27 protein-coding genes are annotated in these 24,250 nt (G+C 41.6%); 26 read left to right on the forward strand and 1 reads right to left on the reverse strand.

The genetic code is table 11. The features are described 5' to 3' along the window. Positions 1-768 carry a response regulator transcription factor gene (locus QNH29_RS09840; protein ID WP_283864609.1) on the forward strand — a complete coding sequence of 256 codons (768 nt, stop codon included), beginning with the start codon at positions 1-3 and terminating at the stop codon, positions 766-768. A gap of 71 nt (positions 769-839) precedes the next feature. On the opposite strand, the gene QNH29_RS09845 is transcribed toward QNH29_RS09840, so the two are convergent. Next, positions 840-1,994 carry a 1-propanol dehydrogenase PduQ gene (locus QNH29_RS09845; RefSeq protein WP_283864610.1) on the reverse strand — a complete coding sequence of 385 codons (1,155 nt, stop codon included), beginning with the start codon at positions 1,992-1,994 and terminating at the stop codon, positions 840-842. A 250-nt stretch (positions 1,995-2,244) separates the two neighbouring features. Between QNH29_RS09845 and QNH29_RS09850 the strand changes: the two genes are divergently transcribed. The 25 genes from QNH29_RS09850 (at position 2,245) to QNH29_RS09975 (ending at position 24,198) form a co-directional block, all read left to right on the forward strand. Then, a complete protein-coding gene (locus QNH29_RS09850; protein WP_283864611.1) occupies positions 2,245-3,159 on the forward strand; it encodes a choline kinase family protein in 915 nt (304 codons plus the stop codon). Between the two features lie 270 nt (positions 3,160-3,429). Then, a complete protein-coding gene (locus tag QNH29_RS09855) occupies positions 3,430-4,545 on the forward strand; it encodes an EamA family transporter (RefSeq protein WP_283864612.1) in 1,116 nt (371 codons plus the stop codon). A 30-nt stretch (positions 4,546-4,575) separates the two neighbouring features. Continuing rightward, the gene (locus QNH29_RS09860) at positions 4,576-4,842 is read left to right on the forward strand and encodes a hypothetical protein (protein WP_283864613.1); all 267 of its coding nucleotides are present in this window, start codon (positions 4,576-4,578) and stop codon (positions 4,840-4,842) included. Positions 4,843-4,862: 20 nt separating this feature from the next. Beyond that, positions 4,863-5,159 (forward strand): BMC domain-containing protein, encoded by a 297-nt coding sequence (locus QNH29_RS09865; RefSeq protein ID WP_283864614.1) that lies wholly within the window; start codon positions 4,863-4,865, stop codon positions 5,157-5,159. A 22-nt stretch (positions 5,160-5,181) separates the two neighbouring features. After that, positions 5,182-5,484: a BMC domain-containing protein gene (locus QNH29_RS09870; protein WP_283864615.1), complete on the forward strand. Its 303-nt coding sequence runs from the start codon at positions 5,182-5,184 to the stop codon at positions 5,482-5,484. Between the two features lie 32 nt (positions 5,485-5,516). Beyond that, complete coding sequence (locus QNH29_RS09875) at positions 5,517-7,007, forward strand: aldehyde dehydrogenase family protein (RefSeq protein WP_283864616.1); 1,491 nt, start codon at positions 5,517-5,519, stop codon at positions 7,005-7,007. Between the two features lie 55 nt (positions 7,008-7,062). Continuing rightward, positions 7,063-9,600 (forward strand): choline trimethylamine-lyase, encoded by a 2,538-nt coding sequence (gene cutC / locus QNH29_RS09880; protein ID WP_283864617.1) that lies wholly within the window; start codon positions 7,063-7,065, stop codon positions 9,598-9,600. Between the two features lie 82 nt (positions 9,601-9,682). Further along, positions 9,683-10,618, forward strand: coding sequence for a choline TMA-lyase-activating enzyme (cutD, locus tag QNH29_RS09885; RefSeq protein ID WP_283864618.1), 936 nt, complete (start codon positions 9,683-9,685; stop codon positions 10,616-10,618). 26 nt (positions 10,619-10,644) lie between these two features. Further along, positions 10,645-10,998 carry a BMC domain-containing protein gene (locus tag QNH29_RS09890; RefSeq protein ID WP_283864619.1) on the forward strand — a complete coding sequence of 118 codons (354 nt, stop codon included), beginning with the start codon at positions 10,645-10,647 and terminating at the stop codon, positions 10,996-10,998. Further along, the gene (locus tag QNH29_RS09895; protein ID WP_283864620.1) at positions 10,995-11,441 is read left to right on the forward strand and encodes a EutP/PduV family microcompartment system protein; all 447 of its coding nucleotides are present in this window, start codon (positions 10,995-10,997) and stop codon (positions 11,439-11,441) included. Before QNH29_RS09890 ends, QNH29_RS09895 begins: the two co-directional genes overlap by 4 nt. After that, positions 11,441-12,145 carry a cobalamin adenosyltransferase gene (locus QNH29_RS09900; RefSeq protein WP_283864621.1) on the forward strand — a complete coding sequence of 235 codons (705 nt, stop codon included), beginning with the start codon at positions 11,441-11,443 and terminating at the stop codon, positions 12,143-12,145. The genes QNH29_RS09895 and QNH29_RS09900 overlap by 1 nt, the downstream gene beginning before the upstream one ends. Then, positions 12,112-12,948: an ethanolamine utilization protein EutJ gene (gene eutJ / locus QNH29_RS09905; protein ID WP_283864622.1), complete on the forward strand. Its 837-nt coding sequence runs from the start codon at positions 12,112-12,114 to the stop codon at positions 12,946-12,948. The genes QNH29_RS09900 and eutJ overlap by 34 nt, the downstream gene beginning before the upstream one ends. 84 nt (positions 12,949-13,032) lie before the next feature. Continuing rightward, positions 13,033-13,296 carry a EutN/CcmL family microcompartment protein gene (locus tag QNH29_RS09910; RefSeq protein WP_283864623.1) on the forward strand — a complete coding sequence of 88 codons (264 nt, stop codon included), beginning with the start codon at positions 13,033-13,035 and terminating at the stop codon, positions 13,294-13,296. A gap of 16 nt (positions 13,297-13,312) precedes the next feature. Next, positions 13,313-14,638: a 4Fe-4S dicluster domain-containing protein gene (locus QNH29_RS09915; RefSeq protein ID WP_349654895.1), complete on the forward strand. Its 1,326-nt coding sequence runs from the start codon at positions 13,313-13,315 to the stop codon at positions 14,636-14,638. 1 nt (position 14,639) lies between these two features. Beyond that, entirely contained in the window at positions 14,640-15,188 is a 549-nt protein-coding gene (locus QNH29_RS09925) for a BMC domain-containing protein (RefSeq protein ID WP_283864624.1), read from the forward strand. Between the two features lie 105 nt (positions 15,189-15,293). Continuing rightward, positions 15,294-15,953, forward strand: a complete 660-nt coding sequence (locus tag QNH29_RS09930) for a cupin domain-containing protein (RefSeq protein WP_283864625.1) — start codon at positions 15,294-15,296, stop codon at positions 15,951-15,953. A 17-nt stretch (positions 15,954-15,970) separates the two neighbouring features. Then, entirely contained in the window at positions 15,971-16,597 is a 627-nt protein-coding gene (locus QNH29_RS30320; RefSeq protein WP_349654896.1) for a BMC domain-containing protein, read from the forward strand. Positions 16,598-16,621: 24 nt separating this feature from the next. After that, a complete protein-coding gene (locus tag QNH29_RS09940) occupies positions 16,622-18,139 on the forward strand; it encodes an acetaldehyde dehydrogenase (acetylating) (RefSeq protein WP_283864626.1) in 1,518 nt (505 codons plus the stop codon). A gap of 6 nt (positions 18,140-18,145) precedes the next feature. After that, positions 18,146-18,844, forward strand: coding sequence for a phosphate propanoyltransferase (locus QNH29_RS09945; RefSeq protein ID WP_283864627.1), 699 nt, complete (start codon positions 18,146-18,148; stop codon positions 18,842-18,844). Positions 18,845-18,864: 20 nt separating this feature from the next. Further along, on the forward strand, positions 18,865-19,149 hold the full coding sequence (gene eutM / locus QNH29_RS09950; protein WP_283864628.1) for an ethanolamine utilization microcompartment protein EutM: 285 nt from the start codon (positions 18,865-18,867) through the stop codon (positions 19,147-19,149). Between the two features lie 67 nt (positions 19,150-19,216). Continuing rightward, on the forward strand, positions 19,217-19,519 hold the full coding sequence (gene eutM, locus QNH29_RS09955; protein WP_283864629.1) for an ethanolamine utilization microcompartment protein EutM: 303 nt from the start codon (positions 19,217-19,219) through the stop codon (positions 19,517-19,519). Positions 19,520-19,886: 367 nt separating this feature from the next. Next, positions 19,887-21,389, forward strand: a complete 1,503-nt coding sequence (locus QNH29_RS09960; RefSeq protein ID WP_283864630.1) for a pectinesterase family protein — start codon at positions 19,887-19,889, stop codon at positions 21,387-21,389. A 209-nt stretch (positions 21,390-21,598) separates the two neighbouring features. After that, complete coding sequence (locus QNH29_RS09965) at positions 21,599-22,906, forward strand: pectate lyase family protein (protein ID WP_481858789.1); 1,308 nt, start codon at positions 21,599-21,601, stop codon at positions 22,904-22,906. Positions 22,907-23,150: 244 nt separating this feature from the next. Beyond that, on the forward strand, positions 23,151-23,537 hold the full coding sequence (locus QNH29_RS09970; protein ID WP_283864631.1) for a CidA/LrgA family protein: 387 nt from the start codon (positions 23,151-23,153) through the stop codon (positions 23,535-23,537). Further along, entirely contained in the window at positions 23,515-24,198 is a 684-nt protein-coding gene (locus QNH29_RS09975) for an LrgB family protein (protein WP_283864632.1), read from the forward strand. The genes QNH29_RS09970 and QNH29_RS09975 overlap by 23 nt, the downstream gene beginning before the upstream one ends. Positions 24,199-24,250: the final 52 nt, after the last annotated feature.

A 24,250-nucleotide genomic window follows, 5' to 3' on the forward strand; every position in this document is an offset into this window, starting at 1 on the left:
ATGAACGTTGTCTTGATTGTAGAAGATGAAATGCTTGAACGGGAGTTCCTGACAATGATTGTACGTGACGAACTTCAACCCGAGGATATTTTGCTGACTGCAGACAGCGGAAACGAGGCTGTCAAGCTGGCCAAGCAGTACCGTCCCAATGTTATTTTTATGGATTTGATGATTCCTGATATGGATGGTTTAAGTGTGGCTCAAGAGATTAGAAAATTCTTGCCTCACTCGTGCATAAGCATTCTATCTGCTTATTCCGATTTTTCCTATGCACAAAAAGCCATCAGTCTAAGAGTTTTTGAATATCTTTTAAAACCGGTCAAACCTATTACAGTCTTAGAGATACTCGGCAAAATGTTGAAAGCGGTTTCGGATATCAAGCAAGGAGCCGGCCGGGATAAGCCGGAAGTAGTTATCAAGGAAACCTATAATGAGCACTCTCATTTTATCGAAGAAGCAATTAAATATATTGGGACATATTTTCGAGAAAAATTAACTTTGGAAATGGTGGCCGCCAAAGTATTTGTGAATCCAAAATATTTCAGTCATGTTTTTAAAAAAGAAATGGGTATCGCGTTCACTGAATATATCATTCAACTGAGAATACAATATGCCTGCAGACTGCTTGAAACAACCAATTACCAGGCTTACCGGATTTCCATTGAATGCGGCTTCTCGGACCCATCTTATTTTAATAGAGTTTTCTGCGCCAAAATGAACATGACACCTCAAAATTATCGAAAAAACATCCACGCTTTAAATCAATAGGATTCCTCTCGTGGGGAAAAGGTGAATGGTTAAAAAGCTCCCCACTGTAAAAGCGACAGTGGGGGATATTTTTAATAGCATTTTTCAAAAATAACCTTTAAATCTTCCTTAGCAGGCTGCCTAGGATTTGTCGGGGTGCAGCGGTCAAGTAACGCTGTCTCCGCCAAATGCTCCAATGCGTTTGCAAACTCAGTCTGATCAATGCCGAGGTACCTGATTTTATCCTCAATTCCAAGGGACTTTTTCAGGCGCTTTATAGCTTGCATGAAATTTACTGCACCCTCACGTTTTGTTCTGGCTGGGAGCTGCAGTATCACAGCAAGTTTTGCATAGCGACTGGCAGCATATTCACCTAAGGGACCGTTTAAATCGGCATTGTATTCCATCACCTGATTCAGCAATAGTGCGTTCGAGCGGCCATGAGAAATGTGAAAAGTACCGCCAAAGGCATGGGCAAGGCTGTGATTAATACCAAGACCGGTATTGGTAAACGCCATTCCTGCTAAACATGAGGCATTCAGCACACAATCACGGGCAAAATCATTTTTCGGGTCCTTGTAGAGTGTTTCGAGATTTTCAAAAATCAGTTTGATAGCCTTTTCGGCAAGGGCATCGGAAAAATGAGTTGCCTTGGTAGAAACATAGGCCTCGATGGCATGAACTAAAACATCAATTCCTGTATCTGCGACCACATGCTGCGGGACATGCTGGATACAGGTAGAATCAAGGATGGCAATGTCTGGTGCTATAAATTCATCAATCACTACAATCTTTTCGCCATTTGAAGTAATGACGGAAAAGTCGGTTACTTCAGATCCGGTGCCGCTAGTCGAAGGGATTGCGATAAAGAGAGGTTTGTTAATTTCTGCCCCCTCAACAGCGGCGAATTGCCAGGCAAAATAAAGGATTCCTTTGGCTGAATCAATGGCTGAGCCGCCGCCGATGGCAACAAGAACATCTGCACCACTTTCTCTGTAAAGCTTCAGCCCATCGGCAATTAACGAAACATCGGGATCAGGGCGGACCCCTGTGAAAATGTGGGAGCTGATTCCAGCATCATGCAAGTAATCTACAACCTGTTGCAGGTATCCCAGCGATTCCATAATAGAATCGGAAACAATAAATGCCCGTGACCCTTTAACTTGCTTTAAAAATTTCAGCGAATCCCGATTAAAGTATACTTTGGTTTTGAGAATAAACTGGTCTTCTATGGTCGGTACCCCCATTCATGAGCTTTTTAACAATAATCCATGTTAAGAATATCATGGAACCGAACCGGCAGATTGAAGATTCGCCAGATAATATAGTATTATCGCAGCCTATTTATAACTTAAATGGTACTAATTCTTTTTTTCTTGAACAATCGCTATATTTAAAGGTAATATTACTATTTTATTCACAGAGGTTGATTGACCTCCCATTTTTATGAAATTATACTTTTACTAACAATCTTAATGTGCACTGGTGGAATAATATATGAATATAGAAGATTTAGTACAGAGCAAGCTTCGCAGCATTTTTGATGATGACTATCTTATCTTCGACAAATCCCGTTTTGCCGGCGGACTTACTAATTATAATTACATTATGAACATCAAAGGATCAGAATATATTATCAGGCAGCCGGGCGGAATGACTAACCAAATGATTGATCGAAGTATTGAAAAGGTCAACAACCGGATTGCTTCGGAACTTGGTCTTAATTCAGAATGTGTTTATTTTGATGAAAATAGCGGGATTAAAATCAGTGCCTATATAAAGAATAGTCAAAACGTTGCGCTTGCCAATCCCTGTAAGAATGGAAATTTAAGAGCTGTCTCAAGTTTGTTGAAAAAAACTCATTTGAGTAAAAGACATTTTCCTAATGTCTTTGATTGGAAAACTGAACTAACAAAATATGAGCAGATTGTGAAAGAGCTTAACGGCGATTTTTTCTATGATTATCATGCTCTCAAGAGGAACCTGCTTAATTTTTTGGGTCAAAATATTATACAAACGATATCTCAACCCTGCCATAATGATCCAGTACCGGAGAATTTTGTGATAAATGACAAGGATGAAGCCTATCTGATTGACTGGGAATATTCTGGGATGAATGACCCGGCATGGGATGTTGCTGCCTATATTCTTGAATCCAAACTAGACGACGAATCAATAAAAGATTTTCTCACGGACTATTACGACCATTACCCAAAACGGGAGGAAATAGCAAAAATAAAAGGCTTCATGCTGGCACAAGATTTGCTTTGGACTGTATGGGCACTCATCCGGCATTACAATGGCGATGATTTTCTTGACTATTGCTATTTTAGGTACGAACGGTTTCGAAAGAATATGGTAGCAATTAGCCATTTATCTGATTATTCCATCTCCAGCATAGTGAAAAATTAAATAATCTAAATGAAAGAGGATGTTCCAAAAGGGTCTAACCCTTCCTTATAGAACATTCTCTTTTTTTATGGATATTTTACAAGATTTATGACGAATTTGCGGACGATGTTTTTATGCAAATAAATAACGATTGTACAATCCAATAAAAACAACAGATGGAAATTATCCAGTAAAACCTTTCCTAGATGCCATGATTAAGCGCTCTTATCAATTATGATGAAGATGCAATTTATTTAAGGTGAAAATTATTTTTACGAAGGAGTTTTGCGTATGAACGCTGTGGCAGGATCTACTCATTCAAATTCATTAGCCCTTGCTGCTAAGCAGAAGGTAGCCTCACAATTTTTCAAAAAGGGAATTGTAATCGCTTTATTCTCAGGTTTGATGTATGGTTTCTATTCCGCATTCCTGACATTAGGAATGTCGAAGGGCGTTTGGGCTGACTGGTATGGCGCTGAAACGGTCCTATCAGCCTTTGTGATCACCTATTTGCTTGGTGCTCTGGGCAGTGCGGTTAATGATACCACGAGCGCGGGTTGGGCCTTACTTAATGTCGGTGTAAAAGGAAAAATGGGAGATTTCTTTCGGACACTTAAGACAAAACCTGGACGTGTGATGATTTTAGCAGCTTTAGTCGGAGGACCAATCTCTAGTACTGCTTATGTTGTCGGTCTTCAAATGGCGGGATCCATCGTTATTCCAATTACGGCACTTTGTCCGGCCATTGGTGCGATTCTAGGCAGACTGCTTTACAAACAGCAATTAAACAAACGAATGATGTTAGGGATCGCCATTTGTGTTATTGCCAGCTTCATGATTGGCAGCACAAGCATTGGCGGCGATGCGCCAAAAGGTATGTTACTTGGGATTTTAATTGCATTCATAGCGGCTCTGGGCTGGGGCTTTGAAGGCTGTGTTGCCGGCTATGGTACATCGATGATTGACTATGAAATCAGCATTACGATCCGTCAAGTCATTTCAGGTCTTTCCAACTTAATTATTCTAATCCCTATTTTTGGATTGCTTGCTGGTGATATCGGACTTTCAGCTGATCTTGCTATTCAGGCATTTTCAAGTGGGCCAGCGATGATTTGGATAGCAATCGGAGGTTTTTGTGCCTGGATTTCTTATATGTGCTGGTATCGAGGAAACAGTATGTGTGGTGCCGCTCTAGGTATGGCTTGTAATGGAACATATTCGTTCTGGGGTCCATTCTGCTGCTGGATCGTCCTTGGTGTTATCTTCGGCATGGATGGCTGGTCAATTCCACCTATTGCCTGGATTGCGGCCGTGGTAATGGTATTTGGTATCTTATTGATCGCCATGAATCCACTCGATCTATTCAAAAAAGGGAACAGGCATAATGATCAAAAAATTGCTAGCTAATAGAGTAATTTTATATGGAGGAGAATGATCTTGAACCCACTTAACTATGCTATTTTAAAACACTTTACACGAGTGAATGAAGCTTGTGCAGAAGACGTGATTGAAGCGCTAAAAAGTAAATACGGAAAATTCAAGGCCCTTAATAGAAAAGATATAATTTCCGCACTCATGACGGCCGAAGCCAATGGTCTTATTGAAGAAACAAGATTTGATTTAGACCCAGACGGCGTCTTAAGAATTTACTATCAAGCTCATGAAGATGGTGCAAGCACCATTAACAAATACATTAAAGACTGATCAACCTTGGGGGGAATACGATGAGGTATCAAGGTGATGAAGCATTAGGACTTGTGGAGACAGTTGGTATGGTGCCGGCAATTGAGGCAGCAGATAAAATGCTGAAAGCAGCTAATGTGGAATTGATATCATATGAAAATGTCGGCTCAACGCTCGTTACCATCATGGTAAAGGGTGATGTGGCTGCTGTTAGGACAGCTGTAGAAGCGGGAGCTGCCGCTGCTGCGGCAATCGGCAAATTAACGGCTCACAATGTGATGCCACGCCCGATTAGGAGTGTTGGTGACATCGTTTCATTATATGACATTGATAAATAAATAAGGTTAGGGGACTACCTAAATGAATAGATACGAAGCATTAGGATTAATTGAAACATTTGGGATTGTCTATGTGTTAGAGGCAGCAGATGCGATGTGTAAAGCAGCAGATGTGGAATTGATAGGCTTCGAAAACGTGGCGTCAGGTTACATTTCCGTTCTGGTCCGCGGAGATGTGGGAGCTTGTAAAACCGCGGTAGAAACCGGTGTACAAGCAGTAGAAAATCTTGGAGTCCAGGTATATAGCTCTGTAGTAATAGCTAGACCCCATCAAGATATTGAAAAAATCATAGCACGTTATTCCATTGATAAGTTGCTTGGTTGAAAATGTGGCTGAAATGAAAAGGAGAGTCAGAAATGAAAATTATTGATAACGATTTGCTCTCCATCCAAGAAGCGCGAATCCTAGTGGAAAATGCCCGCGAAGCACAAAAAAAACTTGCTGCTTTTCCACAGAAGAAACTTGATGAAATTGTTGGATTAATTGCAGAAGAGATTCGGCAACATGCAAAAGAGCTTGCAATAATGTCCAGTGAAGAAACTGATTACGGTAATTGGCAGGATAAGTACATAAAAAACCGCTTCGTTTCCGAATATTTGCCGGAGAAGCTTAAAGGAATGACCTGTGTAGGTGTCATTAGCCGAGATCAGCACAATAACACGATGGATATCGGAGTTCCAATTGGTGTTGTAATTGCTCTTAGTCTTGCCACCAGTCCGGTTTCTACTACTATATATAAAACGTTAATTGCGATAAAGTCCGGTAATGCCATCATCTTTTCGCCGCATCCAAGAGCAAGGAAAACGGTTGGAAAAGCGCTGGATATGATGATTCAGACAGCTGAGGCAGCTGGTTTGCCGGAAGGGGCACTTTCCTATCTGCACACCGTAACGCCAAGTGGAACATTAGAGTTAATGAATCATCCTGGTACTTCCTTGATTATCAATACCGGTGTACTTGGTCTGTTGAAAGAAATAAATAAGTCCGGGAAGCCCGTAATTTACGGCGGAAACGGCAATGGACCAGCATTTATCGAACGTACGGCTGACGTCAAGCAGGCAGTAATGGACATCATTGCCAGCAAAACATTTGATAACGGTGTTGTCTCTGCCGCAGAGCATTCTGTTGTCGTCGATAGCTGCATAGCATCCGAAGTAAAACGTGAGTTTCAGGTTAATGGTGCTTATTTTATGACATCAGAAGAATCGCAAAAGCTCAGCAGCCATCTTTTTCAAGCAAATGGCTGTGTTGATCCTGAAATGGTGGGCAAAACCGCATCACAATTGGCTAGTCGCTCCGGGTTTTCTGTACCGGATAGTGTGAAGGTACTTGTTTCAGAGCAAAAATATGTTTCAGATGAAAATCCGTTCACGAAAGAAATGCTTTGTCCGGTGTTCGCCTACTATATAGAAGACGACTGGATCAATGCTTGTGAAAAGTGTATTGAATTATTAATTAGCGAAAAGGATGGGCATACGCTTGTCATTCATTCATCAGATGAAGAAGTCATTCGCCAGTTTGCTTTAAAAAAGCCGGTAGGCAGGGTGCTTGTAAATACGGGTTCAACTTTTGGGAGCATGGGGATTACAACGAATTTATTCCCGGCCATGACCCTTGGCAGCGGATCGGCGGGTGTTGGCATTACAACTGATAATGTCTCACCGATGAATCTGATTTATATCAGAAAGGTTGGTTATGGAGTGAGAAGGCCGGAAGAGATGAGCATTGGTGCTTTGATGGGGGGAAATCCTTCATTGGGAAATATGTCGCAAACTTCGGAGTATAACCCAGAAGAATTGCAGATGCTCCAGCAAATATTAAAAAATGTGCTTCAAGGGAGTTTATAGAGTAATAGATTTTGAGAGAATCATGTATTTAGATTTCAAAGAAGGAGAGGTAGGAATGTTAGATATACGTGACTTTTCAGTTAAATTAGCCCAAGCGACCAAAAATATGTCTGAAGCGGAGCGGGCATCACTAATTAAATTGTTTGAAGGTGTCTCAAAAAATATGGGTCAGGAAGAACTTACATCTGACCACAGCAGTCATGACGGTGGGATTCCAAATGGGATGACGGAGCGTTTAGCAGCCTTAAAAGAAAATTATTTGAAACATGTTCCGACTATTACTACACATCGAGCCAGGGCAATCACAAAGATTGCGAAGGAAAACCCAGGCATGCCAAAGATTATGCTGCGTGCAAAATGTTTCCGTTATTGTTGTGAAACAGCACCTCTCGTTATTCAGGACAATGAGCTAATTGTTGGAGCACCAAACGGAGCACCGCGTGCAGGTGCATTTTCTCCTGATATAGCATGGAGATGGATGGAGCAAGAAATTGACACGATCGATACACGTCCGCAGGATCCTTTCTATATTTCTGAAGAAGATAAACGGATTATGCGCGAGGAATTGTTCCCTTTCTGGAAAGGGAAATCCGTTGATGAGTATTGCGAAGACCAATACCGCGAAGCTGGTCTTTGGGAGCTTTCGGGTGAATCCTACGTTTCCGATTGTTCCTACCATGCGCTGAATGGCGGCGGTGACTCCAATCCGGGATACGATGTCATCCTGATGAAGAAGGGGATGCTCGATATCCAGCAGGAGGCAAAGGATCACCTAGAAAAGCTGGAATATCAAAATCCAGATAATATTGAAAAAATCTATTTCTATAAATCTGTCATTGATACGACAGAAGGCGTTATGATCTATGCCAAGCGTTTATCTCAGTACGCTGCTGAACTTGCAGCCAAGGAAACGAATCCAAAGCGCAAGGCAGAATTACTAAAGATTTCAGAGGTGAATGCCAGAGTACCTGCCCATAAGCCGCAAACCTTCTGGGAAGCCATTCAAGCAGTATGGACGATTGAGTCCTTGCTTGTTGTCGAAGAAAATCAGACAGGTATGTCAATCGGCCGCGTAGATCAGTATATGTACCCATATTATAAAGCAGACAAAGAATCTGGCCGCATGACCGACTTTGAGGCATTTGAATTAGCAGGATGTATGTTAATCAAAATGTCAGAAATGATGTGGGTAACAAGTGAAGGCGGTTCTAAGTTCTTCGCAGGATACCAGCCATTTGTCAATATGTGTGTCGGCGGTGTAACCCGAGATGGCCGTGACGCAACCAATGACTTGACCTACTTATTGATGGATGCGGTTCGTCACGTGAAAATTTATCAGCCATCATTGGCGGCACGGATTCATAACCGATCACCACAAAAGTATTTGAAGAAAATTGTTGAAGTTATACGTTCCGGTATGGGATTCCCAGCATGCCATTTCGATGATGCCCATATCAAGATGATGCTGGCAAAAGGGGTTTCTATAGAAGATGCAAGGGACTACTGTTTGATGGGGTGTGTAGAACCACAGAAATCTGGCCGCCTTTATCAGTGGACCTCCACTGCTTATACACAATGGCCAATCTGTATTGAGTTGGTGCTGAACCATGGAGTTCCGCTCTGGTACGGCAAGCAGGTGACCCCGGACTTGGGAAGCTTGAGCCAATTTAAAACATACGAAAATTTTGAAAATGCCGTGAAAGAGCAAATTAAATATATTACAAAATGGTCTGCTGTCGCTACCGTCATTTCCCAGCGTATTCACAAAGAATTGGCACCAAAACCACTTATGTCAATCATGTATGAAGGCTGTATGGAAAAAGGCCTTGATGTTTCTGCTGGCGGTGCGATGTACAACTTCGGTCCAGGAGTTGTCTGGTCTGGATTGGCCACGTATACAGACTCCATGGCTGCAATTAAAAAATTGGTATTTGATGAGAAGAAATACACACTTGAGCAGTTGAATGAAGCATTAAATGCCGACTTTGCAGGTTATGAACGGATACGTACGGACTGCTTGAATGCTCCGAAGTATGGCAATGACGATGATTATGCCGATTTAATCGCTTCAGATTTAGTGAATTTTACCGAAATGGAACACCGCAAGTACAAGACATTATATTCCGTTTTGAGCCATGGTACATTGTCGATTTCCAACAACACTCCATTTGGACAAATGACAGGTGCATCCGCCAATGGACGTCATGCCTGGCTGCCATTATCTGATGGAATCAGCCCGTCGCAGGGCTCTGATGTCAAGGGGCCGACGGCAATTATTAAGTCAATTTCAAAAATGGCCAATGACAACATGAACATCGGTATGGTTCATAACTTCAAGCTAATGTCTGGTTTGCTCGATACACCTGAGGGTGAAGAAGGAATTATTACCCTATTGCGTACAGCCTCCGTACTAGGTAATGGTGAGATGCAATTCAACTACCTCGATAACGAGACCTTGATTGAAGCACAGAAACATCCGGAACGCTACCGTGACCTAATTGTCCGTGTGGCAGGTTACAGTGCCTTCTTCGTTGAGCTTTGCAAGGATGTTCAGGACGAAATCATCAGTAGAACAATGCTGAATCATTTGTAAATTTTTAAATTAAGATTTTCCTGTTGCCTGCCCGCAGCCATGTGTTTTGGTATCAGAAAAGTTACGTAAGGAGATTAAGGGTATGACAGGTTTGATTGAGAGAAAAGCACTCATTTTTAACGTACAGAAATATAACATGTTCGATGGACCAGGAGTAAGAACCATTGTGTTTTTTAAAGGGTGCCCATTGCGCTGTAAGTGGTGTGCCAATCCTGAAGGTTTAGAACGGAAATTTCAAGTCATGTTAAAACAAAGCTTATGTACAGATTGCGGCGCCTGTGTTCCTGTCTGCCCGGTTGGCATGCTTAATCTATCAAAAGGAAAGCTTAAGATATCCCGCGATATCGATTGTACTGGCTGCCGCAAATGTATCGGTGTTTGTCCGGAATCGTCGTTATCGATAGCCGGAGAAGCAAAAACGATTTCAGAACTGCTGGAAATCGTCGAAGAGGACAGGACATTTTATGAATTATCCGGCGGCGGCATCACCCTTGGCGGCGGTGAAGTACTGATGCAGCCTGAGGCTGCCGTAAATCTTCTGATGGCTTGCAAGAAAGAAGGGATTAATACCGCCATAGAAACAAGCGGCTATGCAAAGCTGGAATCGGTCCTTCAAGTTGCTGAGTTTACAGACTTATTCCTTTACGATATCAAGCATATGGATTCCGAGCGGCATTTCGAATTAACTGGCGTGCGCAACGAGCGGATATTAAACAACCTGAGCGAACTGCTGAAGCGCAGGTATAATGTGCAAATTCGGATGCCTCTGCTGAAAGGCTACAACGACAGCAAGGAAGAAATTGATCAAGTCATTCAATTTTTACTGCCCTATAAGGATAATAAAAATTTCAAAGGGCTTGACCTTTTGCCGTATCACAAATTTGGGGTCAATAAGTACAATCAACTCGGTAATGAATACCAAATCACTGGAGATCCAAACATGACCGAAACCGATATGAGGCGGATTGAAGACTGGTTTAAACAATATGAATTTCAAGTGAAGGTAGTCAATCACTAATAGATTAATAGAGTGAGGTAATGACGATGGGATCAGTTGGGAAAAAGGCGATAGAGCGAATTATCCAGGAATCTGTTCCTGGAAAACAAGTGACCATTGCTCATGTCATTGCTTCCCCCATGCCGGACATATATGAACGGCTGGGAATCGATGAAAAAGGTGCAATCGGGATTCTGACGCTGACACCCTATGAAACGGCCATAATAGCAGCTGATATCGCCACAAAGTCAGCTGATGTGGAAATTGGCTTTCTTGACCGCTTTACGGGTTCTGTCGTCATTAGCGGTGATGTCCAAAGCGTCGTAACTGCTCTTGAAGCCGTTAATAATACATTGAAAACAATGCTGGGTTTTACAACAACCCTAATAACACGAACATGAGAAAGAAGAGAATAATGGTAATCGGACCGACTGCTTGCGGCAAGACTACATTGGTCAACGCCCTAAATGAAGAGGATAAACCGATTCGTAAAACGCAGAACCTGATCTATGGCAAAAATACCATAGATGTTCCAGGAGCTTATATCGAAAATACATGGATGTACAAATATTTAATTTCTGCTATGCAGGATGCATCACATGTCTTGATCCTTGTCGATCAATCTAAGCCTGCAGAGGTTTATTCGCCTGGTTTTGCCAAAGTGTTTCGATGTCCTGTTATTGGTGTCATTACAAAAGCGGATGCCACGCCGGAAAATGAGGATAAATGCATACAACAGCTAAAGGAAATCGGAACGGCAAATCCTTATTTTAAAATAAGTGTGCAGCAAGACATTGGCATCAGTGCCTTAAAAGAATATCTATTTGAACAGAAAGCTAGGTAATGAAAATGAAATTTATTACCGAAAGTTACTTAAGGGAGCTATATAAAAAAGAACCCTTCACAGATTTTGTGTTAAGAACAGGAACGAGACTTACTCCTGGCGGCAGGCAGTATCTCACAGATAAGGGAATTAAAATGCATGATTCAAGTATCAAGAAAATATCTGGCCGAACAAAGCAACAAGCTGAGGAACTATCCGTACCGGAAAACAAGGTGGATTGGAAAAGGCTTCAGTTTCATAGCAGGCTGAAATCGACAGAAGCCTTGTTCCTGTTGACCTGTGAAGAGCTTCTTGGGAGAGACGTTGTTCTCGCTCACCATATCGTGAAGTTGTACAAACAATTTTCTTCAATAAAGAATGCCGTGAATTCGCTTGGCACGGTCGAGAACCTACCTTGTAATGATTGCACTGGTATCATGAAATGCAATTTTTCTAGTAACCTGGGTGACTGTTTTGAAATCACAGAATTTCATATGCAGCTTGAAAAAGGCAGGGAATTGTTACTGTTGCATCGACTTCGTTGTGCTTTGCAGGAGCTCGAGCCGCTAATGCTGGAACTCAGTGACAGTGATAATGAAGAAAAAGCATGGAACATCGATATGATTGGCAAGGTGAATCAGGTTATTAACACGCTGTCGCAATACATCCACAAAACGATAGGAGGGACCGAATGTCTGAGACTTTTGAATACTGCGACAAGCTAGTTGAGAATTTTGAAAAAGTAATTGAAAAGCCCAGGGTCGGTAAGTCATCAGTTTACTATACCGGAGTGGATTTAGGAACAGCTTGTGTCGTGTTAGCTGTATTGGACGAAAATTACCAACCAGCAGCAGGCGCCTGCCGCTACGCAGATGTCGTTCGTGATGGGATGGTAGTGGATTATATCGGGGCCGTTAATCTGGTGCGAGAAATGAAGCACGAACTGGAAGAGAAACTGGGAACTCAATTAATGTACGCAGCTGCAGCAATTCCACCGGGTACGGATGAATTAGACGGGGGTGCCGTAAAGAATGTCGTTCAAGCGGCCGGATTTGAACTGACCAACCTTCTGGATGAACCGACTGCTGCGAATGAAGTGCTCAAAATGCAGAACGGTGCCGTGGTTGATATTGGCGGCGGTACAACAGGTATTTCGATTCTAAAGGATGGCAAGGTCGTCTATGTCGTGGATGAGCCAACAGGGGGAACCCATTTTTCGCTAGTGATTTCCGGAGCCTATAAACTTCCATTTACTGATGCTGATCAATACAAACGTGATTCCAAGAATCATAAAGAATTGCTGCCGGTATTAAAACCGGTAATTGAAAAAATTGCCTCCATCATAACCCGGCATATCAACAATCACGAGGTAAAGGAAATATCCTTGGTTGGAGGTACCGCCTGTTTGGAAGGAATCGAGGTAATCATTGAGAAGAAAACAAGGATATACACACATAAGCCAAAGAATCCAATGTTTGTGACTCCACTAGGGATCGCGCTAAGCTGTACACAGGAAATCATGGACTAGCAAACTACAAGAAGGCATGGATGGCTAGATTAAGAAAGTTCATCTATGAAACCTACAATACAAGATGGAAGAAGGTGTCAATTTATGATAACGGCAAAACTTATTGATAATGTCTGGGCAACTAGAAAAGCAGAATCACTTAACGGGTTAAAGTTTATGCTTGCTGAAGTGATTGGCGGCAGTAATGAAGGGGAGCGTTTAGTCGTTGTCGATATCATAGGTGCCGGGATTGGCGACAGGGTGATTGTTACGACTGGTTCATCAGCCAGAAAAATGCTTAGTGATGACACCGTTCCGGTTGATGCCTGTGTTGTTGGAATCATAGATGAAGATTGTCAGTTTAAGTGATAAGGGGGATGGGAGATTGAGTCTTCTAGATTTGGTAAAAGAAGCAGGCATCGTCGGAGCAGGAGGAGCGGGATTCCCTACACATGTAAAGCTGGCTGCAAAGGCGGAGTTTATCCTTCTAAACGGAGTGGAGTGCGAACCGCTGCTGCGGGTGGACCAGCAGTTAATGGCGTTATTTCCAGATGAAATTATTAAAGGATTCGAGGGTGCTGGAAGACTGGTTGGTGCGGAGAAAGCTTTGATTGGAATAAAAGAAAAGCATAAAGAAGTCATGGCGATTTTAAAACAGCGAATCAAGGAGCTTGAACTCGACAGCTTTGTTAAGGTTAAAGGACTAAAGGATGCCTATCCTGCGGGTGATGAACAGGTGTTAGTTTACGAACTGACAGGAAGGGTCGTTCCGGAGGCAGGGATCCCGATTGAGGTTGGCTGTGTCGTGATTAATTCCGAAACGGCGTTAAATATCTATCATGCCTCAAATGGAAAGCCTGTAACGGAAAAATATATCACAGTTGCAGGTGATATTCCGCAACGGATGACCGTAAAGGTTCCTGTAGGCACACCAACCATGGATGTCCTGCGCTTGAGCGGCATCAAAAATTTTGATGATTATGCCGTCATAGATGGCGGTCCGATGATGGGCAAGGTCATGAACAGCATAGACGGCCATGTAACAAAGAAAACCAAAGGCTTGGTCATTTTAAAAAAGCAACATAACCTGATTAAACGAAAAACAACGACCTTGGAAGCAGCGAAGAGAATTAATAAGTCCTGCGAACAATGCCGAATGTGCACAGAAATGTGTCCGCGCTATTTGCTAGGGCATCATCTTCAGCCTCATAAGTTGATGAGAGTCACCAACTATGGACTGCAGAATCAAGAAGATCAAAAAATGGTTTATCTATGCTCCCAATGCAATTTGTGCGAATTATTCTCATGCCCTATAGGCTTATTTCCGAAGTTTAACAACCAGTATTTGAAGCAGCAGTTAATGGAAAACAATATTCGTTTTACGAGAGTACCTACTTCATATACAGCCCGCAAAAATCGCGAGTTTCGTTTGGTTCCGAGCAAGCGTCTCGTTGCAAAATTAGGCTTATATCATTTAGATAAACCGGCTCCAATGTCTGACGTAACAGTGAATCCAGAGATTGTCCGGATTGCCCATAGCCAGCATGTCGGAGCACCTGCGATTCCAGTTGTTACTGTTGGCGATCATGTAACCATGGGACAGTTAATTGGGAAAATTCCCGACAGCAGCTTAGGAGCAGCGATTCATGCAAGTATTTCTGGCAAGGTTGTCGAAATTGAAAAAGCGTATATTGCAATAAGGAGGACCTAAGATGGCGAATGCAATCGGAGTCGTAGAATTTACTAGCATTGCCCGCGGGATCTATACGGCAGACCAGATGGTGAAGATTTCTGATGTTGAAATCGTAACTGCTTCATCCACCTGTCCGGGTAAGTATATAGCCATTGTTCATGGTGATGTTGCGGCTGTTCAGGATTCGGTAGAAGTAGGTGAGCGGCTGGCAGAAGAATGTTTCGTTGATTCACTGATTATCCCGAATGTCAGTCCGGCTGTTTTTCCAGCAATTGCAGGGACAACCGTTCCAGATCGCATCAATGCTCTCGGGATCATAGAATCTTTTTCACTGGCCACTATGATCGTTGCAGCAGATGCCATCCTCAAAACGGCTGATGTTGAAGCATTGGAGCTTCGGTTGGGAAATGGACTGGGTGGCAAGGCTTACTTTACGTTTACCGGCGATGTAGCCTCAGTGAAAGAAAGCATGGAAGCAGGAAAGACGGTCGCAGAAGAAAAAGGCTTGCTCGTCAATTGTGAGATCATCGCCTCTGTTTCCGACAGACTGATACCAAGTCTATTCTAACTAAAAATGTCAATAGCGTTGTTAAAGTACCTCTAATTATTACCTACAGTTGGAGTTTAACAGCTATTGATATAATTCCCTAATCGTTGAGAGGAGGTTAAGGGGATGAAGAAATTAATATCCATGAAAGATGTGGAAGCTTTTGAAAAGCAAGGACAGAAAATAGTTTGTATCGATAAAAAAACGATTATTACTCCGGCAGCTAAGGATGCAGCGAAAATTTACGGAATAGAGTTTTCCTTTGAGAAAGTAAGCTGTGAGGAAAAAACCTCCATACCTGCAAATCCTTATGGTGGTGAAATAGACAGTAACCTAATTTTTAGCGCACTAAAGGCTTTAGCAGATAAAGGACTTCTTAAAGGACTGATGGATGCGCTTAACCTTCAAGCAGTACCCTATCAGGCAGAGCGTGATAGCGGCGGTTTTAAAGTCGTTCGGGGAAATACTGTAAAATATGACGTCTTCGAAACTGGTAATTCAAACGATAAAGTGTTTTACCAGGAATTAATCAGCAAAGATGAATCTCAAATGAGTGCCGGTTTTTTAACGATTGAAGAGTCAAGATTTGAATGGGATTTAACCTATGAGGAAGTTGATTATGTCATCGAAGGCACGGTAACGGTCACGATTAATGGAAAAACCTATACGGCTTATACTGGAGATGTACTTTATGTACCGAAAGGGTCGAAGGTCGTTTGGGGCTCCCCTGACAAGGCCAGGATTTTTTACACTACATATCCAGCAAACTGGGCTGACCTTGTTTAAGGTAAGGAGGGCGGAACGTGCAGGCACTTGGTTTAATTGAAACAAAAGGTCTCCTAGCAGCGTTGGAAAGTGCAGATGCGATGCTGAAGGCGGCAAATGTAAACCTAATTGAAAAAACTCTCTCAGGCGGCGGACTGGTGACCATGGTTGTTACCGGTGATGTCGGTGCAGTAAAAGCAGCGGTGGAAGCCGGTGCAGCGGCAGTAAAACAGCTAAAAAGTGAATTGCTGGTTTCTCAGCATGTCATTCCGAGACCTCATGTGGAATTGAATGGCACAATCGTCGGATACGGAGTGAACGAGGAGAATGTGGTTATTCAATTGTTGGAACCTATAGAACATGAACTAGCAGATGATAATAAATCTTCTCAATCGGAAGTAGCGGTAGAAGAAGACAGAAAGATATTGCCAGTAATGGACTTAGGAGAACTCAATAAAAACCAGATGGATTATATCGTTCTCGAGTATGGATTAACCATAGCCTTTGAGGTGATAGCAAGTCTCAAAGTTACCACACTTCGATCTCTTGCTCGTGAATATAAGAATTTAGGAATAGCAGGAAGATTGATTTCCAAAGCAGATAAGAAGACGCTGCTTGAAGAAATCAAAGCATTTTACGAAAAAACTCAAATAATTGACTATTAGAATAGTGAAAGGGGGAATCCTCTAATGGAAAATTTCGACTATGATTTAAGGTCGATTCAAGCAGTTAGAGACATTGCTCGTTTAGGACAAATTGCTACTCAACAGATTGCCGAATATACAGAAGAGCAAATTGATAAAATTTTACGCAGCATGGTGAAAGCAGCGAAAGAAAATGCTGTCCTCCTTGCTAAAATGGCGGTTGAAGAAACCGGATTTGGTAAGGTTGCCGACAAAACCTATAAAAATCACTTGGCATCTACGATTTTATATCAATCTATTAAAGATATCAAAACCATTGGTGTGATTGCACATGATGAAGTAAAACAAGTGATGGATGTTGCGGAGCCAGTAGGATTGTTAATGGGGATTATTCCTTCTACAAATCCAACATCAACAGCGATTTTTAAAGCGATGATTGCGATTAAATCACGTAATGCGATTGTTTTTTCGCCACACCCATCTGCAGCAAAATGTACATTGAAGGCTGCAGAAATTATGAACCAGGCTGCGGTTGAAGCTGGTGCCCCAGCCAACAGTATCGGCTGTATTTCTCTGCCTAGCATGAATGCAACAAATGAATTAATGGAATGTAAAGAGGTGAAGATGATCATCGCCACCGGTGGTCCTGGTCTTGTAAAAGCCTCTTACAGTAAAGGTAAGCCGGCTCTCGGCGTTGGCGCAGGAAACTGCCCGGCCTATATTGAGAGAACGGCCAATATCTCAAAGGCTGTATCGGATATCTTAGCCAGTAAGACATTTGACTACGGCACGATTTGCGCCTCAGAACAGTCTGTTATTGTAGAAGCGTGTAACCGCGAGAGGGTAATAGCAGAATTTAAAAAACAAGGCGGTTATTTCATGAGCCCGGAAGAAACAGCAAAAGTATGTCAATTACTGTTTAAAAACGGCCATGCCATGAATGCCAAGTTTGTTGGCAGATCGCCGCAGGTAATTGCTGAGGCTGCTGGGTTCTCCATTCCAGAAGGAACGAAGGTTCTTATCGGTGAACAGCATGGAGTCGGTCCGAGCTATCCGCTTTCCTACGAAAAACTAACATCCGTTCTTGCTTTTTATACAGTGATAGATTGGCAGGAAGCTTGCAACCTTAGTATCCAACTGCTTCAGAACGGCATCGGTCACAGTATGAGCCTTCATACTCAAGATAAAGATATCGTGATGAAATTTGCGAAAAAGCCGGCAGCCCGGATTTTAGTGAATACCGGGAGCACTCAGGGAGGGGTTGGAGCGAGCACAGGTCTGATGCCTTCATTCACACTTGGATGCGGGACATGGGGCGGAAGCTCGGTATCGGAAAACGTAAGCCCAATCCATTTGATTAATATCAAGCGGGTTGCTTACGGACTAAAAGATTGTAGTACATTAGCTTCTGCTGATCCAACATTCGATTATCCAGAGCTATCAAATAGCTGTGAAAGCTGCAATGAAGCACCAGCATCTTTAGCTGGGCATAGTGATTCAGCGAATAATGAACAGCTTGTCAAGCTCATCAACGAGTTAGTCGCTGCGATGGCAAGGGGGTAAACCTGCATGGACAAATATGGGGATGTTTTAAAGCTCTTAATAGAGGCAGTAAAGTCTAATATCTCTTTGGCAGAAGTTAAAGAGGTGCTGACATCTGTTCCAGTGGAATGGAAAGAGGAGCCGGTATATGAGAGTTCATTTAATATTACAGTTGGTGTTTCAAACCGACACATCCATCTATCACTAGAACATTTATATACTTTGTTTGGTGAAGGGTATCAGCTTCACAAGGTAAAAGACTTATCACAGCCTGGCCAATATGCCTGTAAGGAAACCCTCACCATTTGCGGACCTAAAGGCGCGATTGAAAAAGTAAGAATTCTCGGGCCATGCCGAAGTAAGACCCAAGTGGAAATTCTTGAAGCAGATTCCTATAAGCTTGGAAGAGGCTCTGAACCAAGAATGTCCGGAGATTTAACAGGTACACCTGGTATCACATTAATCGGTCCAAAAGGTTCTGTACAGCTTACAGAAGGTTTGATTGTGGCGCAAAGACATATACACATGACCCTTGATGATGCCGAGCGCTTAGGTGTAGAAAATGGACAGGTTGTTTCAATCGAGTTTAATGGACCACGCGGTGGCATTTTCAACAATGTTGCCATCAGGGCAAGTGCCGCATCCGCACTTGAATGTCACATTGATACAGAAGAAGCTAATGCCATGGGTGTTAATTCTCAAACTAAAGTAAAAATAATAAAATAATAATCTTGGAGGAATGAACAATGAGATACGATGCACTTGGAATGATCGAAACAAAAGGTTTAGTAGGAGCAATCGAAGCAGCAGATGCCATGGTGAAAGCAGCAAACGTCAACTTAATAGGTAAGGAACATGTGGGCGGAGGTTTAGTAACAGTAATGGTACGTGGTGACGTTGGAGCAGTAAAGGCAGCAACTGATGCGGGAGCAGCAGCAGCAGAGCGCGTTGGCGAGTTAGTTTCCGTTCACGTCATCCCGCGTCCTCATGGTGAGGTAGAACTAGTTCTTCCAACAGCAGTTGTTAAATAAAAGGAAATTTGGTAATGAAATAAAAAAGAAATTAAATAAAAAAATAATACTATCGGAGGCAAATAACATGAAATACGATGCACTAGGAATGATCGAAACAAAAGGTTTAGTAGGAGCAATTGAAGCAGCAGATGCTATGGTGAAAGCAGCGAATGTTTACCTGATTGGTAAAGAACATGTAGGCGGAGGTTTAGTAACCGTTATGGTTCGTGGCGATGTAGGAGCAGTAAAGGCAGCAACTGATGCGGGAGCAGCAGCAGCAGAGCGTGTTGGTGAATTAGTATCCGTTCATGTTATTCCACGGCCACATTCAGAAATAGAAACAGTTCTTCCAACAGCTGTAAAACAAAAAGAAGTTGTAACAGTTTAATTTTTTCGGACGGCAGAGAATGACCTTTGCCGTCTATTATTTTATTATTAAGTAGAAAAATAGAAAAAACGAGCAGGGTGTGATTTTAGATCACACCCTGTTTGTCATTTGAAATTTTAAGAAGGTACGCATCTTTTATAAGTATATGTCCTCAAATATTTAAAGAGTAATTGTGACTATAAATCAGGCCAATGTGAAGCTTTAAAACTCAAACAAATTGACTATTTTTTTTAATAGTTAAAAATTTTTAACATTTATCTTAAAATTTTATATTCTCAAAAAAATATTAAACTTACATAATACACTTAGACTTTAAGAAAGGAAGGTAATAGAATTGGTCAAATTAAAAAGGCGAAATAAAAATATAATGATCTCGTCTGTGACATTACTAGCAATGCTAAGTGGTTTTCATACAAATTTTAGTTTTGCTGAGTCTACAGTGGCGTCGGCAAACTATGCGGAACCCTCCCCTGTACATTCTGTAAAAGAGATTACGGAAGTCGATGCTTCTCAATTAATCAGCGGGCTGCACATGAAAAAGTTAAAATTATTAGGCATGGGAGCTGAAGAGGGAGAAACAGAAACTCCTGCCGTTCTTCCCGCAGGTAACAAAATAAAAATGAATGAAGTAGATTTTATTGGCCAAAATCTTATTGCAGTAACTTTTGACAGAAAGCTAGAATCCATTAACGTAGAAGACATTTCTTTCTTCAAAAATAGTGGAAATCTTGAAGTAAAAAGAGCAGCGATCACTATAAATAAAGAGGGTCATACTGTCATCTTCTATGAATCTGCCACCCCAATTAATTCAGAATCCTTCAGCGAGAAAGACAAAATTGTTGCCACCGTAGTTAATGAAGACTCCAAAGATATCAATGGAAATACATTAAAGATCACCGACCACAGGAAGCTCAAAGATATTACACCACAGTTGAATGAAATACCCAATGTATTAACAGTTTCAAAGGATGGCCTGGCAGATTACGCCACCGTTCAAGGTGCAATCGACGCGATACCTGCAAATAATACCGAAAAAGTCGAAGTGTTTATAGGAAATGGTGTTTATAAGGAGCTTGTTACCATTCCTAAGGAAAAACCTTTTATCCACCTCAAAGGTGAAAGCGCTTCAGATACCATAATTATCTATGATAACTACTCTGGTAAGCCTAAGCCTGGCGGCGGAACATATGGGACAACCGGCAGTGCTAGTGTTTATGTTTATGGAGATGATTTCATCGCTGAAAACCTTACGTTTGAAAACTCCTTCGATGAGCAAAGTGTGAATGTTAGCAATAAGCAGGCTGTAGCTGTTTATGCAAGAGGAGAACGGCAAACCTTCAAAAACTCTCGGTTTATTGGGAATCAGGACACATTGTATGTAAATGGTGGAACGCAATATTTCTATCAATCTTATATCGAGGGAGATGTAGATTTCATCTTTGGGCGTTCAAGTGCCGTTTTTGAAGAATGTGATATTTTTTCCTTGGACCGGGGCTCGTCAACGAATAATGGATATGTTACCGCTGCGAGTACATTGATTACGGAGCCTTATGGGTATTTATTCCTTAATTCCAAGCTGTTAAGCAATGCACCTGCAGGTACCGTTTATTTGGGGCGGCCATGGCATCCAAGCGGAGACCCCAATGCCATCGGCAGTGTAGTTTTTATGAATAGTTACCTTGGACCGCATATTATGGCGCAAGGATGGACCGATATGTCAGGTTTTTCATACAAAGACGCAAGATTCTATGAATATAAAAACTATGGTCCGGGAGCTGTCATTAATGAGGATCGCAGGCAGTTATCCGACGAAGAGGCCAAGCAGTACACCATTGAAAATGTCCTGAAAGGCTGGAATCCGAAAGAGTAACTTTTGTAGGAGAAGTATAATAAGAAAAAAATAAAAGAAAACGAGTATATTAAAAATTGATGCAAAAATTAAAGAAACTATAAGGATATTATGAAAATCCAAAAATATCAAACAAACATCTTAAAATATTGAATTCCTTATGTAAGCGCTTCCGGTTACTATAAACAAGAAATGTTCATTAAATTCTAATTATTTAAGGAGTGTTCTGGGTGAAAAAAACATTTAGCAGTCTTTTAGCAGTCTCTTTGTTATCAATGGGAATTGCATCGGTTTCATCAGCTTCGTCTAATTTAGGAAGTGAAGTCCTGGCACCGAAGGATGGCTGGGCAGCTTATGGTACGGGAACAACAGGCGGAGCAGCTGCTGATGCCAGCCATGTGTTCACCGTAACAAATAAAGCACAGCTTCTTAAAGCTCTTGGCAACAAGGATAACACTTCTAAAATTATTTATGTTAAAGGTACGATTGACTTTAATGTAGATTCGAATAATGATCCGGTAGGACCTGACTATTACGCAGATCCAGCGTATGATTTTAATGCCTACCTCGAAGCTTATAATCCTGAGGTATGGGGCTACGACAACGAAGTGTCCGGTCCGTTGGAGGATGCACGTGCCCGCTCTGCTCAGAATCAAAAAAAGCAAATCGTTGTTAATATTGGTTCAAACACATCTATTATTGGACTGGGAGATGATGCCAAAATTATCGGCGGCAGCTTTATTATGAGTGGAGTGGAAAATATCATTATCCGCAATATTGAATTTGAAGCACCCGTTGATTTCTTTCCGCAATGGGATCCGACAGACGGCGAGTTTGGTGAATGGAACTCCGAATATGACAACGTGACAGTAACAAATAACTCACACAATATCTGGATTGATCATAACAAGTTTACGGATGGGGAACACCATGATGAGGATTCTGGAAAACTTTTTGGTAGGACATACCAGCAGCATGACGGATTGCTTGATGTCACGAATGGCGCTGATTATGTAACCATTTCTTACAATGTGTTGGAGGACCATGACAAGACCTCGCTTATCGGCTCCAGTGATAGTAGAAGGACCGACGATGGACACTTAAAGGTCACGATTCATCATAACTATTACAAAAACGTAACACAGCGGCTGCCAAGGGTCCGTTATGGTCAAGTACATGTATACAACAATTATTATGAGTTTAATAAAGACTCAGATAATAAGTTTGATTATGCTCTTGGCGTTGGCATGAACTCCAAAATCTATGCAGAGAATAATTATTTTAATTTTAATTATGATGTTGATCCCGGGCAAATTATCAAGGATTGGAAAGGAACTTCTATTTATGAAAGCGGCTCATTTGTAAATGGAAAAAGCTCTGCGAATGAAGTTGATTTAGTAGAAGCTTTTAATCAAACACACACGGTCCAGTTAAATGAAAATGTTGGCTGGGAACCATCCTTGTTTACAAAAATTGACCCGACACAGGCAGTTCCTGCGCTGGTAAAAGCAAAGGCCGGGACTGGCAAAATAAAATAGGCTGTAAAGAACCCATAAAATTTTTTATGGGTTCTTCTTGTTTTCCCATGGTTATATGTAAAAAAACTAGTTTTATAGTTAAGATAATAACCATGCTTGAAAAATCCCCCTTAATTGACAACCAATCTAAACTCCGTGATATATATTTTAGGAATAATATTTTTATTCTATAATAGAAAGGTAAACTACGATAATAAAAGTGTTTTTATCTACGTATCAGTCACCAGGAAGGAAGAGGAATTACATGAAAAAGGCTGTTCTCTTTTTGTCGCAATTGCTTATTCTAATTGCTATTTATAGTGTATCTAATTACATAGTTGAATTAATAAAGCTGCCTATACCCGGCAGTGTCCTGGGAATGATTCTATTATTTATAAGCTTGTCTCTAGGAATCATAAAATTAAAATATATTGAAAAGGCAGCAGAGTATCTTATCAAACACCTAGCATTATTTTTTGTTCCATATGCGGTGGGTTTAATGACTTATGGAGATTTAATAAAGACTAGTGGTTGGAAATTACTTCTTATGATTGTTGGCAGTACGGTGATAGGATTAGTCGTAACGTCTGGAATCACACAATACTTATCATCAAAGGGGACGAAGAAACATGTACGGTCTGACTCTATTTAATATTAGTTTAACTATACTTATCTATATTGGTTCACGGGTACTGTATAGACATATCTCCAACCCTTTTACGACTCCAGTATTGTTAACAACGATTTTAGTCATAATCGTTTTAAGAATAGCGGATATAAATTATCAACAATATACACCGGCTAAAGAATGGTTAACGTACTTGCTGGGACCTGCGACAGTAGCTCTTGCTGTTCCTATGTACAAAAATCGACTCGTCATTAAGGAAAAAGCCGTACAGGTTTCAGTAGGGTTAACGGTGGGCAGTCTTGCTACAATAGCATCTGCTATAGGGATTTCAAAACTGTTAAACCTTTCTGAAAGGATACAGGCAACTTCTGCGGTTAAGGCAGTTACGACCCCAGTGGCAATTGAAATTGTTCCTATTATAGGTGGAGATCCGACATTAGCTGCCATACTAGTTATTACTGCAGGAATCTTTGGAGCTGCCTTTGGCTCACTATGCTTAACAATATTTAAAATTCACGATCCAATCTCACGCGGTCTGGGTATTGGAACTGTCGCACATGGTATCGGTACTAGCCAGGCGGTAGCAGAAGGGAAATTACAAGGAGCTGTGTCCAGTGTGGCAATGGGTGCCGCTGCAATCCTTACCTCTATTATTCTTCCAATAATCTACAAACTTTTGAATTGAAGTGCAACCCTGTGTTAATCAGAATTAAACTTTGAAGCAATTTTTATATAAA

Source organism: Neobacillus sp. DY30 (assembly GCF_030123065.1).
Lineage (GTDB): Bacteria > Bacillota > Bacilli > Bacillales > Cytobacillaceae > Neobacillus.